The organism is Catellatospora sp. KI3 (assembly GCF_029948125.1).
Taxonomy (GTDB): domain Bacteria; phylum Actinomycetota; class Actinomycetes; order Mycobacteriales; family Micromonosporaceae; genus Catellatospora.
The window spans coordinates 45,363-58,208 of record NZ_JASAMB010000021.1 but is presented as its reverse complement, the minus strand read 5'-3'; the positions used below and the strand labels follow the sequence as shown (position 1 = coordinate 58,208).

The window sequence follows — 12,846 nt, the reverse complement described above, 5'->3', positions numbered from 1 at the left end:
GCGTCTGGAAGCGATCGACTGCGAAAGAAGGGTGAGCAGTGGTCACTGAGTTGGAGGCGCGGCGGTTGGCCGAGCACCTGGCCCGCATCGCGGCCGACCCCGGCGCCCCCGCCCTGGTCCCGCACGTCGCCGAGTTCCCCGAGTGCTTCATCGTCTGGGCGCTGCCGCCCGAGCACGACGACGTCCCGCCCGAACCCGGCGCGGGCGCCCGCATCGTCATCGACCGCGGCACCGCCGCCCTGAGCACGTACCCCTCGATTCCGTTGGAGCACGTGCGCCGCCTGCACCGGCAGCGCCTGGCCGAGCACCCGCCCGCCCCGGTAACCGCCGACCCGCTGGCGGCGCTGCGCCGCGTCGGCCGAGGCGAGGCCCCGGGCATCGCCGCCGAGCTGACCCCCGCCGACGGCCGGACCCGCCGCGCCACCGGCGCCAAGGGCGACCAGCTGCTGCGCCACCACCGCCTGGTCATGCAATGGCTGGCCGACCAGCCGACCGGGACGCTGGTCCGCGGCGCCGCCCGGCACGCCGAGCTGATCGTCCTGTCGGACTGGCTGCACGAACTGGACCAGCACGCCGCTCGCGACGGTGCCGCGCCGGTCGACCTGGCCGGGGTGCGCGAGCTGGCCGCGACGGTCCTGGACCTGCGTATCACGCTGCTGCGCGACCCGGGCGACCCGCTGGACGGCACGCCGGCGGGCCCGTGCGACACCTGCCTGGCGGTATGGATCCACGTCGGCCTCGCGCCCGAGTCGGCCGCCCCGGTGGTGCGCGAGCCGGTCGCCCCGCTCACCGGCATCCCCGCCGCCCTGGCCGGGCTGCCCGAGGACATCGCGGTCACGCTCGCGGCGGGCGGCTGGGACCGGCCGGTACGCGTCGGCGGCCGGGACCTGACCTCGGCCGAGTGGGCCGACCTGTCCGTGCGGGCGCTGGCCGCGCACGGGCATCCGCCGCTGGAGTCGCTGCGCGCGGCGGTGGTGAAGTTCCCCTACCTGGCCTCGGTGCGGCGCGGCCCGGGGGTGGCCAGCCGGGTGCAGCCGTTCGAGCTCGGCGCCGAGCTGGTGTCGGACACCACGGCCACGCTGGCGCGGTTCGCCGAGGTGACCGGGGTGCCGCTGGCGCCGATCGGGGCCGAGCACGACGGGGACGGCGTCATCGCGATCGACGCGCTGGGCCGGGTGTGGGTGCTGGACCAGGCCGGGGAGTGGTACGCCGGCCCGGACCTGGACACCGCGTTCACGGTGCTGCTGCAGGGCCATCCGATGCCGCGCGTACGCGACGACGGCAACCTGGCCCCGCCGGGGCAGTAGCTCACCAGCTCCCGTCGGCGCGCACCCGCGGCGTGGCCGCCCCGGTGTCCAGCGTGTGCAGGGCGGCGGGCAGGTCTACGCCGAGGAACCAGGCTCCGGCGTGGTCGACGGCGTACACCCGGCGCAGCTCGTCGACGGCGAGCAGGCCGTAGTAGCCGCCCTCCTCGGTGCCGACCGGGAACAGCCGCGCCCCGATGCGCTCGGCGAGTTCGCCGAGGGTGTCGGCGGTGTGCTCCGACACCCAGGCGTTGATCGTGTACGACTCCACCCGCTGCTGCGCCCCCGGGGAGCTCTGCAGCACGGGCATCATCGGCGCGTACGGCAGCAGCACCTCGACCAGGAACGGCAGCGCCGTCAGCCGGTGCCGCAGACCGGGCACCGCCGCGGTCGCCGCGAGCGCCTCGACCAGGATCGAGGTCATGAACTCGTCGCCGCCCGGCGGCCGCCCGGGCATCTGCGGGGTCACCACGTCGCGCGGCGGCGCACCCGGCAGCCCGAGGTCGGTCAGGACGGTCGCGCAGGTGTGGCAGGAGCGGGTGGGCTGGGCCTCCGCCGGGTCGGCGGCCTCGCGCAGGCGGCGCAGGTCCAGGGTCGCCCCGGCGAGCAGGTGCGCCAGCCACGCCGGGTCGGCCTCCTCGCCGGCCAGCGAGAACAGGGCCCGGGAGGCGGCGATCAGCTCAGGGTGCCGGGTGGCGCCCCGGCTGCGGGCGGGAGGCGGGATCTCGGCCAGGGCGCGCAGGATCGCGGGGTGGTGGTCGTACTCGGCGTCGTCGGTGTGGGCGGCGGCCTCGAACACCCGGCCGTCCACCGTCAGCGCGGCGGTGAGCTGCGGCAGCCTGGCCTCGACGCCTAGCCGGGCCAGTTCGGCGGCGGCCGCGGCGGCCCGCTCCCGCAGCACCGGCAGGGGCAGCGGGGCGGGGCCGAAGGCGGAGAACGGGAACGACGGCGGCGGGGGCGGGGCGGATGCCTCGAACCGGGGCGCGGGGGGCAGGTCGGGCAGTCCGAGGGGCGGGCGCGGCGTGTACCGGTCCATGGCGACCTGCGGGGGCAGGCCGGGCACGACCGACAGCTCGCCGGTGTTGCGGTCGATGATCACGGTCTCGCCGGTGCCCGGCTGCGCCAGGGGCGCGTCGGCGGGCGGCGGCGCCCAGACGACCCAGCCGCCGTCGAACTCGTACACCCTGGGCTCGCAGGGGTGGCCCCGGCGCAGCGTCTCGGTCGCCCCCCAGTGCCGCACGATCTCCTGCAGCCGGTCCTGTGAAATCATTGCGGCTCCCGTGATGGCTCGGTCCGGACAACCTATCGCAGGAGGGCACGAACGCCCTATCCCGCCGGATCGGTCCACGGGCACCGCCGCGGAGAGGTTTACGGTATGAGCATGCTTTCCGACGACACGTCCTCGTACGAGGCGCCGCTCGACCTCCAGCCCCGGCCCCGCCCGTCGGTGGCCGCCGAGCTGTGGCCCGCGGCGGCGGTGGCGCTCGGGATCGCGCTGCTGGGGCTGGTGCTGGGCTGGGCCTGGCACGCGCTGGCGCCGACCCTGCCGCTGAAGATCGTGGCGGAGGGCGCGGTCTACACCTCGGCCGAGCCGGAGCAGCTGGCCGCCTCCGACAGCTGGTTCGCGCTGCTCGGGTTCGGCTTCGGCCTGCTCGCGGCGCTGCTGGCCTGGGTGCTGCTGCCCAACCGGCGCGGTCCGTGGCAGCTGGCCGGGGTGGTGCTCGGCTGCCTGGTCGCCGGGTGGGCGGCGTGGTGGCTGGGCCACAACCTCGGCCTGGCGCACTACCAGGACCTGCTGGCCCACGCGCCGGTGGACACGCTGATCCAGAAGCCGGTGGACCTGCGCGCGGTCAAGCACCTGGACTTCTTCCCGTACGCGATCGGCGGCAGCCTGCTCGTCCCGGCGCTGGGCGCGGTCATCATGTACGCGATGCTCGCCGCCTGGTCGAGCTGGCCGTCGCTGCGCCGCGGCGAGGAGCCGGACGACGAGCCGTTCGGCGACCAGCTCGGCTACGGCGTCGAGCCGCCGCGCCAGGACGCCTGACCCGGCTCAGTTCGACGAGGGCGCCGGTCCCAGCTGCGCCAGCTGGGCCGGCACCGCCCGGACCTCGCGCAGCAGCGACGTCTCCCGGGCCAGGATCTTCAGCTCCAGCCGCAGCCGTGCCGCCGGGTCCAGCGCGCTGAGCAGCTGCTGCCGGTCGGCGATGGTCAGCGAGGCACTGGCCGCGACCAGGTGCGACAGCACCACCGGATCGTCGGGCAGCTGGTCGTCGGGGTTGCCGCGCAGCACGCCCAGGTACTCCCGGAACGAGGCCAGCACGCGCGGCGCCAGCGCGTCGGCGGCCGCGTCGGGCTCCGGCTCCGGCAGCCACTCCACCCCCACCACCGGGTACGGGTGCGAGCTCGGCACGAACCCGGTGATGCGGAACCGCCGCTGGCCCACCGTCACGATGTCGAACTTGCCGTCGGGATGCTCGGTGATCTGCCGCAGCTGCGCCACGCAGCCGACGTCGTGCACCACCACCTCGGAGGTGGACAGGCCGTCGTTGGGCGGCGGCATGACCTCCAGCCCGCGCTCGATGGCGACCACGCCGAACTCGCGCGGGGTGCCGTCGGGCAGGTCCATCAGGTTGCGCACCAGCGTGCGCCAGCGCTCCTCGAAGATGTGCAGCGGCAGCACCAGGCCCGGAAAGAGCACCGTGCCCAGCGGGAACAGCGGCAGTGTGCCGGTGGTCATGCGCTGAGACTAGCTCCCGCCACCGGGCGCCCGCCTCCGTGGCGCGGGTCACTTTCCCAGTGCCTGGGCCGGTTCGACGCGGCGAGTGGGGGCGCCAGTAGACTTTGGGAAGTGTTGACCCGTATCGACCTGCGCGGACGGGATTTCGCCGGTGCCGGCGCCGATCCGCGAACCCTGCTGCCCCGTGCCCAGCTCGACGTCTCCCAGGCGGTCGAGCAGATCCGCCCGCTGGTGGAGGGGATCCGGGTCCATGGGGTGGAGGCGATCCGCGAGGCGACACATCGCTTCGACGGCGTGCGGCCCGCGGCCCTGCGGGTGCCCGCCGAGGTGATCAAGGAAGCCGAGCAGGTGCTGGAGCCCCAGGTGCGGGCCGCGCTGCTGGAGGCGATCGCGCGTACCCGCAGGGTCCACGCCGACCAGCGGCGCACCGACCACACCACCCAGGTGGTGCCGGGCGGCACCGTCACCGAGCGCTGGCTGCCGGTCGCCCGGGTCGGGCTCTACGTGCCCGGCGGCCTGGCCGTCTACCCGTCGACCGTCGTGATGAACGTGGTCCCGGCCCAGGCCGCGGGTGTCGAGAGCCTGGTCGTCGTGAGCCCGCCGCAGCGCGGGACCGGCCTGCCGGACGCGCGGGTGCTGGCCGCGTGCGCGCTGCTCGGCGTCGACGAGGTGTACGCGGTGGGCGGTGCCCAGGCGGTGGCGATGCTGGCCTACGGCAGCCGCGGCAGCGCCGACCCGGGCCGCGAGCTGTCGCCCGACGACGACTGCGCCCCGGTCGACCTGATCACCGGGCCTGGCAACGTGTGGGTGACCGCCGCCAAGCGCCTGGTGCGCGGCGTGGTGGGCATCGACGCCGAGGCGGGGCCGACCGAGATCGCGATCCTGGCCGACGACACCGCCGACCCGGCGCATGTCGCCGCCGACCTGATCAGCCAGGCCGAGCACGACCCGATGGCGGCCAGCGTGCTGGTCACCGACTCGCCCGCGCTCGCCGACGCGGTGGACGCGCAGCTGGCGGTGCGGGTGGCCCGCACCAAGCACAGCGAGCGGGTCACCACGGCCCTGTCCGGGCCGCAGTCGGGCGTGGTGCTGGTCGACTCGGTCGAGGCCGGGCTGAAGGTCGTCGACGCGTACGCGGCGGAGCACCTGGAGATCCAGACCCGGGACGCGCGCGCGGTGGCGATGCGGGTGCGCAACGCCGGCGCGATCTTCGTGGGGGCCTACGCGCCGGTGTCGCTGGGCGACTACTGCGCCGGATCCAACCACGTGCTGCCGACCGCGGGCTGCGCCCGGCACTCCTCGGGCCTGTCGGTGCAGTCGTTCCTGCGCGGCATCCACGTCGTGGAGTACGACGAGGCGGCGCTGCGCGAGGTCGCCCACCACGTGGTGGCGCTGGCCGACGCCGAGGACCTGCCCGCGCACGGCGAGGCCGTGACCGCGCGCTTCGAGAATGAGGTCGGGGCATGACCGAGTGGGTGCAGCAGCTTCTGCGCGAGGATCTGCGCGGACTCAGCGCGTACGGTGCGCCGCAGCTGGACGTGCCGGTCCGGCTCAACACCAACGAGAACTCGTACCAGCTGCCCGACGAGGTCGTGCGCGCGGTGCAGCGGGCGATCGCGGGCGAGATCGCCGACCTGAACCGCTACCCCGACCGGGAGGCGGTGAAGCTGCGCGCCGACCTGGCCGCCTACTGCGGGCACGGGCTGACCGCCGAGCAGCTGTGGGCCGCCAACGGCTCCAACGAGATCCAGCAGCAGCTGTTCCAGGCGTTCGCCGGGCCGGGCCGGATCGCGCTGGGCTTCGGCCCGGCGTACTCGATGCATCCGCTGTTGGCCAAGGGCACCGCCACCGGCTGGGCCGACGGGCTGCGCGGCGAGCGCTTCGAGCTGACGCCCGAGCACGCCGCCGAGCAGGTGCGCCTGCACCAGCCCGCGCTGGTGCTGCTGTGCTCGCCGAACAACCCGACCGGCACCGCGCTGGACTTCGCGGTGGTCGAGGCCGTCCTCGCCGAGGCGCCCGGCCTGGTGGTCGTGGACGAGGCGTACGCGGAGTTCCGCCGCCCCGGCACGCCCAGCGCGCTGGAGCTGCTCGACGAGCACGAGCGGCTGGTGGTCACCCGGACCATGAGCAAGGCGTTCGCGTTCGCCGGTGCCCGGGTCGGCTACCTGGCCGCGCACCCGGCGATCGTGGAGGCGGTGCAGCTGGTGCGCCTGCCGTACCACCTGTCGGCGCTGACCCAGGCCGCCGCCCGCGCCGCCCTGGCCCACGCCGACGTGCTGCTGGGCACGGTCGAGGCGATCAAGGCGCAGCGCGACCGGATCGTGTCCGAGCTGCGCGCCGACGGCTGGGAGGTGGCCGACTCGGACTCGAACTTCGTCCTGTTCGGACGCTTCGCCGACCAGAAGGCGGCCTGGCGCGCACTGCTGGACCAGGGCGTCCTGGTCCGTGATGTGGGACTGGACGGCTGGCTGCGCGTCACCGCAGGGACCGAGCAGGAGACTGATGCCTTCTTGGAGGCGATGAAGGGGCTGAGCGCATGAGCAGGACCGGCCGGGTCGAGCGGGTCACCAAGGAGACCAAGGTCCTCGTCGAGATCGACCTCGACGGCACGGGCCAGGCCGAGATCAGCACCGGCATCGGCTTCTTCGACCACATGCTCAACCAGATCGCCCGCCACGGCGGCTTCGACCTGACCGTGCGCACCGAGGGCGACCTCGAGATCGACGCGCACCACACCATGGAGGACACCGCGCTGGCGCTGGGCGAGGCGTTCGCGCAGGCGCTGGGCGACAAGGCGGGCATCCGCCGGTACGGCGACGCGGTGGTGCCGATGGACGAGGTGCTGGTCCAGGCCGCCGTCGACCTGTCCGGGCGGCCGTACGTGGTGCACGACGAGCCGATGGACCTGGCCCCGTACATCGGGCCGGTCTACCCGGTCTCGATGACGCGGCACATCCTGGAGTCGTTCGGGCAGACCGCGAAGATCACACTGCACGTCTCGGTGCTGCGCGCGGCCCGTCCGGGCACCAAGCCCGACGCGCACCACGTGGTCGAGGGCCAGTTCAAGGCCCTGGCCCGCGCCCTGCGCACCGCCGTGGAGATCGACCCGCGCAGCCGGGGCGCCGTGCCCAGCACGAAGGGCGTGCTGTGAGCGTCGACGTGGTCGTGCTCGACTACGGGTCGGGCAACCTGCGCTCGGCCCAGCGCGCGCTGGAGGCGGCCGGTGCCGCCGTGACCGTCACCGCCGACCTGGGCCTGGCCGAGCGGGCCACCGGCCTGGTCGTGCCGGGCGTCGGGGCGTACGCGGCGTGCATGGCCGGGATGGACGAGGTGCGGGCGGCCCCGGTCATCGCCGAGCGGGTGCTGGCGGGGCGGCCGGTGCTGGGCATCTGCGTCGGCGCGCAGATCATGTTCGAGGAGGGCGACGAGCACGGCGTGGTCACCAAGGGCCTGGGCCTGCTGCCCGGCACGGTGACCCGGCTCGACGCCCGCCGGGTGCCGCACATGGGCTGGAACCTGGTCGACGCCCCGGCCGGGTCGCGGCTGTTCACGGGCATCGAGGCGGACGCGCGCTGCTACTTCGTGCACTCGTACGCGGCCGTGCCCACCGCCGAACTCGACGCGGTCGCCTTGGTCACCACCACGACCCACGAGCAGGCCACCTTCGTGGCCGCCGCCGAGCGGGGCAGCCTGTCGGTCACCCAGTTCCATCCGGAGAAGTCCGGCGCCGTGGGCGCCGCCCTACTGCGCAACTGGATCGAGAGTCTGTCATCGTAGGTCGCGATCCCGCTGACCCCCCGGCGGGCGACGTGATGACGCGGGTGATCCGGTGAGCAAGGAACGCAAGCTGCGCCGGGAGGCGCGGGAGCTGGCCGCGCGCCAGGCGCAGGAGACCGAGGCCAGGCGCGCGGCGCGGCGGCTGGCCCGCCGTGAGGTGTGGCGCCGGATCTCGCTGTACGAGCTGCGCCGTCGCAGCAGCGGGCGGCTGTCCGTCGGGCAGACCCGGGCGCAGCGGGCGATCGTGGCCGTGTTCGTGCTGGTGTCGCTGTTCGCGATCTGGCAGCTGGTGCCGTCGGTGGAGCTCGCTGTGGTGCTCACCCTGGTGCTGCTGCTGACCCTGCCCGTGTTCGTACTGATCGCATTCGATCGAAGGAGTTCCTAGATGGCACTGGACCTGCTGCCCGCCGTGGACGTCGCCGGAGGCCAGGCGGTGCGCCTGGTGCAGGGCGCCGCCGGCAGCGAGACGTCGTACGGCGACCCGCTGACCGCCGCACTGGACTTCCAGCGGGCCGGGGCGCAGTGGATCCACCTGGTCGACCTCGACGCCGCCTTCGGCCGGGGCGCCAACGCCGCGCTGCTCGCCGACGTGGTGGGCCGCCTGGACGTGAAGGTGGAGCTGTCCGGCGGCATCCGCGACGACGCGTCGCTGGCCGCCGCGCTGGGCACCGGTGCCGCGCGGGTCAACATCGGCACGGCGGCGCTGGAGGACCCGCAGTGGTGCGACCGCGTCGTCGGCGAGTTCGGCGACCGCGTCGCGATCGGGCTGGACGTGCGCGGGCGTACCCTGTCGGCGCGCGGCTGGACCCGCGACGGCGGCGACCTGTACGAGGTGCTCGCCCGCCTAGACAAGGCCGGCTGCACCCGGTACGTCGTCACCGACATCCTCAAGGACGGCACGCTGCAGGGACCGAACCTGGACCTGCTGCGCGACGTCTGCGCCGCCACGCCCGCCCCGGTCATCGCCTCGGGCGGCGTGTCCACCCTGGACGACCTGCGCGCGCTGGCCACCCTGGCCCCGATCGGCGTCGAGGGTGTCATCACCGGCAAGGCGATCTACGCAGGTGCCTTCACCGTCGAAGAGGCGCTGGCCGCCCTCGCGCAGGCCTGAGCCGAAGCGGCGGCCCGAGCCGAGGCGGCGGCCCGCGCGGGCTAGGCGGGCATGCCCGCGGTGGTGCGCGAGTGCCACGCGCGGGTGAGGGCGTCGATCACGGCGGCGACGGCGGGGCGGTGATCGGCGGCGCCCCGCCAGGCCACGCTGACGCGGCGGGTCGGCACCGGGTCCAGCGGGACCACGGCGGTGCCGGGCACGGCGGTGATGCGGGCCAGGCGGGGGATCAGCGCCACGCCCAGGCCCGCCGCCACCAGTGAGAACTGGCTCTCGAACTCGCCGACCAGGAACTCCGGCCTGAGGCCGGGCAGGATGCGGATCAGCCAGTCGTGGCAGATGGTGCCCTCCGGCGAGGCGATCCAGCGCTCGGCGGCCGCCTTCTCCAGCGGCACCGGCCCGGCCCCGGCCAGCGGGTGCCCAGCGGGTACGACCAGGTCGGCGGCGTCCTCGCCCAGCGCCCGCGCCGACACGCCGGGCGGCAGCACCAGCCGCACCTGGCGCCAGTCGTCGACCACGGCGAGATCCACCCGCCCCTGGTCCAGCGCCTGCAACCCCTCGTACGGGTTGCACTCGACCAGTTGCGGGCGCAGTCGGGGGTGCTCGGCGGCCAGCAGGGCCAGGGCGGGCGGCAGCAGGCCCCGGCAGGCGGTGGCGAAGCTGGCGACGGCGATCGTGCCCGCCACCTCGCCCCGGTAGGCGTCCAGGGCCGCCGCGGCGGCGTCGACGGCGGTCAGCACGGTCGCGGCGTGCTCGGCCAGCAGCCGCCCGGCCCCGCTGAGCCGCAGGCCGCGACCGTCCTTGTGGCACAGCGTGGTGCCGGCCTCGCGCTCCAGCTTCGCGAGCTGCTGCGAGACGGCCGAGGGGGTGCAGTGCAGCGCCGCTGCGGCGGCGTGGACGGTGCCGTGCCGGGCGAGGGCGTCGAGGGCGCGCAGGCGGCCTAGGTCGAACATGCAGTCATACTAAACGAACTGTGAAGAACTATTCGCTGGTGCTTCACGATGGCGCGGGCCACGATCTGTGCATGCGACCCAGAGACATCCTGCTGGCGGTGGCCGTGGCCGCCGCGTGGGGCTTCAACTTCGTGGCGATCGAGGCCGGGCTGGACCGGATGCCGCCGCTGCTGTTCTGCGCGCTGCGGTTCGGGCTGGCCGCCGTACCGGCGCTGTTCTTCGTGGGGCGGCCGCAGGTCGCCTGGCGGTGGGTCCTCGCGGTCGGCCTGGTCCTCGGCGTGGTCAAGTTCTCGCTGCTGTTCGCGGGGGTCGCCGCGGGGCTGCCCGCGGGCCTGTCCTCGCTGGTGCTGCAGAGCCAGGCGATCTTCACCACCGTGTTCGCCGTGGCGCTGCTGCGCGAGCGCCCCGCGCTGCGCCAGTGGGCCGGGCTGGGCATCGCCGTCCTGGGCGTGGCGCTGGTCGCCGGGCGGCTCGGCACCGACCGCCCGGTCGAGGGGTTCCTGCTGGTCCTGGCCGCCGCCGTGGCGTGGGGCCTGTCGAACGTGCTGATGCGCCGGGCCGCGCCGCCGGACATGCTGCGCTTCGTGGTGTGGGTGTCGGCGGTCGCCACGCTGCCGCTGCTGGCGCTGTCGCTGCTGGTCGAGGGGCCGGAGCAGATCGGCCCGGCACTGCGCGGACTGGACCTGACCGGGCTGGGCGCGCTGGTCTACATCGCCGGGATCTCCACCCTGGCCGGGTTCGCGGGCTGGGGCGCGCTGCTGCGCCGGTACGGCGCCGCGACCGTGGCCCCGTTCTCGATGCTGGTGCCCTTCTTCGGGATGAGCTCGGCGGCGCTGCTGCTCGGCGAGCCGCTGCAAGCCACCGACCTGCTCGCCGGCGTACTGGTGATCGGCGGGGTGCTGCTCGGCGCGGCCCGCCGCCCCGCCGGCCCGGTCCCGGACCCGCACGCGGCCCTGCCCCACCCGGTCCGGGAGCCGGACGCGGCCCTGCCCCGCCCGGTCCGGGAGCCGGACGCGGCTCGGCGGTCCCATCAGCCGGTCCCGGAGCCGGGCGCCCTGACCGTGCCGACGAGGGCCCAGGTAGCGTCGGCGGCATGATCGAGCTCGGCGGGCGGCACCGGTCACCGGTCCCGGACCCCGCCGACCGGCGCAGCGAGGAGAACCCATGAGCGTCGCGGTGCGAGTCATCCCCTGCCTGGACGTCGACGCCGGGCGCGTGGTCAAGGGCGTCAACTTCGTCGACCTGCGCGACGCGGGCGACCCGGTCGAGCTGGCCGCCGCCTACGGCGCGGCCGGTGCGGACGAGCTGACCTTCCTCGACGTCTCGGCCTCGGCGGAGGGTCGCGGGACGATGCTCGACGTGGTGCGGCGTACCGCGGAGACCGTGTTCATCCCGCTGACCGTCGGGGGCGGGGTGCGCTCGCCCGAGGACGTGGACGTGCTGCTGCGCGCCGGGGCGGACAAGGTCGGGGTGAACACGGCGGCGATCCGGCGCCCCGAGGTGATCACGGAGATCAGCCAGCGCTTCGGCAACCAGGTGCTGGTGCTGTCGCTGGACGTGCGGCGGGTCGCCGACGCGCCGTACGCGCCGAGCGGGTTCGAACTGACCACGCACGGCGGGCGGCAGTCGGCCGGGATCGACGCGATCGAGTGGGCCCGGCGGGTCGCGGAGCTGGGGGCGGGGGAGATCCTGCTCAACTCGATGGACGCCGACGGGACCAAGGACGGGTTCGACCTGGAGCTGATACGGCTGGTGCGCGACGTGGTGGACATCCCGGTGATCGCGTCGGGCGGTGCGGGCAGGGCGGCGGACTTCCCGCCCGCGGTGGCCGCCGGAGCCGACGCGGTGCTGGCCGCGAGCGTGTTCCACTTCGGCGAGGTCGCGATCGGCGAGGTCAAGACGGCCCTGCGCGCGGGCGGCCACGCGGTCCGCTGACCGCCGCGTGCCTCGCCGTGCCTCGTTCGGCGGAGCATGATTCGAATTCGTGGACGCTGGATGTCGCCATAGCAGCATCAGGCGTCCACGAATTCGGATCATGGGCTGACCCCGTGCGATCGGCCGCGAGCACTCGCGTCGCGGCGCGTTAAGAAGGGGCCCTTCTGCTACGGAAAGCGATAAGAAGGGGCCCTTCCTTGCGTCCGGGGCGGATGGGCGGGCGGGGCTAGCGGCCGCGGATGAAGCTGAGCAGGCGGATGATCTGCCAGTACAGGAAGATCAGCCCCACCAGCAGCCCGAACGCCAGGTACCACCCATACCGCGCCGGCAGGCCGCCGTTCACCGCCCGCTCCACCTGGTCGAAGTCGACGATGAACGTGAGCGCGCCGACCACGATGCAGATCAGCGCGAACACGATCCCCGCCGTGCCGGGCTTGTAGATCCCCAGCCCGCCGCCGAACAGCCGCAGCGCGAAGTCCACCAGCGACAGCAGCAGGATCCCCACCAGCGAACCCACGATGATCTGCGTGAACCGCTTCGTGGCGCGCAGGATCCGCATCCGGTAGAGCAGCGCCATCGCCAGGAACACCCCGAAGGTGCCGATCACCGCCTGCACCACGATGCCGGGGAACCGCGCCTCCAGCTCCCGGCTGACCACGCCGAGGAAGACGCCCTGCAGCACGGCGTACCCGCCGATGACGAACGGGTTGGTGATCTGCTTGAACGTGATCACCAGGACCAGCGCCAGGGTGGCCAGGGTGGAGCCGAGTACGAACAGGCCGGTCCAGGCCGGGGACCGCAGCAGGTTCCACGACAGCGCGGCCGCGATGACGGTGACGGCTACCAGCACGAACGTGCGTCCGGCGACACCGTCCACGGTGGCCCGGCCGACCTCGCGGCGCTCCAGCACCGGCGGGTCGATGGGGCGGGTCAGCACCGGATTGGAGCTCTGCATCATGTCGCCGTCATCCTCCTGTGCGCTTCCCGGATGTTTCCTGGAACTTATCTGAATTTTCCGTATTGATACCGCAA

General features: G+C 74.2%; 14 protein-coding genes. 10 read left to right on the top strand and 4 right to left on the bottom strand.

Features of this window, described 5'->3' with window-relative positions:
- The first annotated feature begins 38 nt into the window (after positions 1 to 38).
- On the top strand, positions 39 to 1,307 hold the full coding sequence (locus QEZ54_RS28120; RefSeq protein ID WP_281307746.1) for an SUKH-3 domain-containing protein: 1,269 nt from the start codon (positions 39 to 41) through the stop codon (positions 1,305 to 1,307).
- A gap of 1 nt (position 1,308) precedes the next feature.
- Here QEZ54_RS28120 and QEZ54_RS28115 read toward each other — a convergent pair whose 3' ends face one another.
- Positions 1,309 to 2,574, bottom strand: a complete 1,266-nt coding sequence (locus QEZ54_RS28115; protein ID WP_281307745.1) for an SUKH-3 domain-containing protein — start codon at positions 2,572 to 2,574, stop codon at positions 1,309 to 1,311.
- Positions 2,575 to 2,679: 105 nt separating this feature from the next.
- Here QEZ54_RS28115 and QEZ54_RS28110 point away from each other — a divergent pair, with 105 nt between their 5' ends.
- On the top strand, positions 2,680 to 3,348 hold the full coding sequence (locus tag QEZ54_RS28110) for a hypothetical protein (protein ID WP_281307744.1): 669 nt from the start codon (positions 2,680 to 2,682) through the stop codon (positions 3,346 to 3,348).
- Positions 3,349 to 3,354: 6 nt separating this feature from the next.
- Here QEZ54_RS28110 and QEZ54_RS28105 read toward each other — a convergent pair whose 3' ends face one another.
- Positions 3,355 to 4,041, bottom strand: coding sequence for an LON peptidase substrate-binding domain-containing protein (locus QEZ54_RS28105; protein WP_281307743.1), 687 nt, complete (start codon positions 4,039 to 4,041; stop codon positions 3,355 to 3,357).
- 111 nt (positions 4,042 to 4,152) lie between these two features.
- On the opposite strand from QEZ54_RS28105, the gene hisD reads away from it, so the two are divergent.
- The 6 genes from hisD to priA are packed head-to-tail and all read left to right on the top strand — an operon-like array spanning position 4,153 to position 8,929.
- A complete protein-coding gene (gene hisD, locus QEZ54_RS28100) occupies positions 4,153 to 5,508 on the top strand; it encodes a histidinol dehydrogenase (RefSeq protein WP_281307742.1) in 1,356 nt (451 codons plus the stop codon).
- Positions 5,505 to 6,581 (top strand): histidinol-phosphate transaminase, encoded by a 1,077-nt coding sequence (locus QEZ54_RS28095; protein WP_281307741.1) that lies wholly within the window; start codon positions 5,505 to 5,507, stop codon positions 6,579 to 6,581. Before hisD ends, QEZ54_RS28095 begins: the two co-directional genes overlap by 4 nt.
- Positions 6,578 to 7,192, top strand: coding sequence for an imidazoleglycerol-phosphate dehydratase HisB (hisB, locus tag QEZ54_RS28090; protein WP_281307740.1), 615 nt, complete (start codon positions 6,578 to 6,580; stop codon positions 7,190 to 7,192). Before QEZ54_RS28095 ends, hisB begins: the two co-directional genes overlap by 4 nt.
- Positions 7,189 to 7,818, top strand: a complete 630-nt coding sequence (gene hisH / locus QEZ54_RS28085; protein WP_281307739.1) for an imidazole glycerol phosphate synthase subunit HisH — start codon at positions 7,189 to 7,191, stop codon at positions 7,816 to 7,818. Before hisB ends, hisH begins: the two co-directional genes overlap by 4 nt.
- 52 nt (positions 7,819 to 7,870) lie before the next feature.
- Complete coding sequence (locus QEZ54_RS28080; protein ID WP_281307738.1) at positions 7,871 to 8,203, top strand: hypothetical protein; 333 nt, start codon at positions 7,871 to 7,873, stop codon at positions 8,201 to 8,203.
- Positions 8,204 to 8,929: a bifunctional 1-(5-phosphoribosyl)-5-((5-phosphoribosylamino)methylideneamino)imidazole-4-carboxamide isomerase/phosphoribosylanthranilate isomerase PriA gene (priA, locus tag QEZ54_RS28075; protein ID WP_281307737.1), complete on the top strand. Its 726-nt coding sequence runs from the start codon at positions 8,204 to 8,206 to the stop codon at positions 8,927 to 8,929.
- Between the two features lie 41 nt (positions 8,930 to 8,970).
- On the opposite strand, the gene QEZ54_RS28070 is transcribed toward priA, so the two are convergent.
- A complete protein-coding gene (locus QEZ54_RS28070; protein WP_281307736.1) occupies positions 8,971 to 9,879 on the bottom strand; it encodes a LysR family transcriptional regulator in 909 nt (302 codons plus the stop codon).
- Between the two features lie 71 nt (positions 9,880 to 9,950).
- Between QEZ54_RS28070 and QEZ54_RS28065 the strand changes: the two genes are divergently transcribed.
- Together QEZ54_RS28065 and hisF are read left to right on the top strand one after the other, a co-directional pair.
- The gene (locus tag QEZ54_RS28065) at positions 9,951 to 10,976 is read left to right on the top strand and encodes an EamA family transporter (RefSeq protein ID WP_281307735.1); all 1,026 of its coding nucleotides are present in this window, start codon (positions 9,951 to 9,953) and stop codon (positions 10,974 to 10,976) included.
- Positions 10,977 to 11,043: 67 nt separating this feature from the next.
- Positions 11,044 to 11,814, top strand: a complete 771-nt coding sequence (gene hisF, locus QEZ54_RS28060; protein WP_281307734.1) for an imidazole glycerol phosphate synthase subunit HisF — start codon at positions 11,044 to 11,046, stop codon at positions 11,812 to 11,814.
- Between the two features lie 226 nt (positions 11,815 to 12,040).
- On the opposite strand, the gene QEZ54_RS28055 is transcribed toward hisF, so the two are convergent.
- The gene (locus tag QEZ54_RS28055) at positions 12,041 to 12,772 is read right to left on the bottom strand and encodes a Bax inhibitor-1/YccA family protein (RefSeq protein ID WP_281307733.1); all 732 of its coding nucleotides are present in this window, start codon (positions 12,770 to 12,772) and stop codon (positions 12,041 to 12,043) included.
- Between the last annotated feature and the right edge of the window lie 74 nt (positions 12,773 to 12,846).

What these genes read in the sequence shown, in the direction of transcription:
- QEZ54_RS28105 (WP_281307743.1), bottom strand. Translation starts at nt 4,041, where the DNA reads ATGACCACCGGCACACTGCCGCTGTTCCCGCTGGGCACGGTGCTCTTT.
- QEZ54_RS28095 (WP_281307741.1), top strand. Translation starts at nt 5,505, where the DNA reads ATGACCGAGTGGGTGCAGCAGCTTCTGCGCGAGGATCTGCGCGGACTC.
- hisB (WP_281307740.1), top strand. Translation starts at nt 6,578, where the DNA reads ATGAGCAGGACCGGCCGGGTCGAGCGGGTCACCAAGGAGACCAAGGTC.
- QEZ54_RS28115 (WP_281307745.1), bottom strand. Translation starts at nt 2,574, where the DNA reads ATGATTTCACAGGACCGGCTGCAGGAGATCGTGCGGCACTGGGGGGCG.
- QEZ54_RS28070 (WP_281307736.1), bottom strand. Translation starts at nt 9,879, where the DNA reads ATGTTCGACCTAGGCCGCCTGCGCGCCCTCGACGCCCTCGCCCGGCAC.
- QEZ54_RS28110 (WP_281307744.1), top strand. Translation starts at nt 2,680, where the DNA reads ATGAGCATGCTTTCCGACGACACGTCCTCGTACGAGGCGCCGCTCGAC.
- hisF (WP_281307734.1), top strand. Translation starts at nt 11,044, where the DNA reads ATGAGCGTCGCGGTGCGAGTCATCCCCTGCCTGGACGTCGACGCCGGG.
- priA (WP_281307737.1), top strand. Translation starts at nt 8,204, where the DNA reads ATGGCACTGGACCTGCTGCCCGCCGTGGACGTCGCCGGAGGCCAGGCG.
- QEZ54_RS28065 (WP_281307735.1), top strand. Translation starts at nt 9,951, where the DNA reads ATGCGACCCAGAGACATCCTGCTGGCGGTGGCCGTGGCCGCCGCGTGG.
- QEZ54_RS28055 (WP_281307733.1), bottom strand. Translation starts at nt 12,772, where the DNA reads ATGATGCAGAGCTCCAATCCGGTGCTGACCCGCCCCATCGACCCGCCG.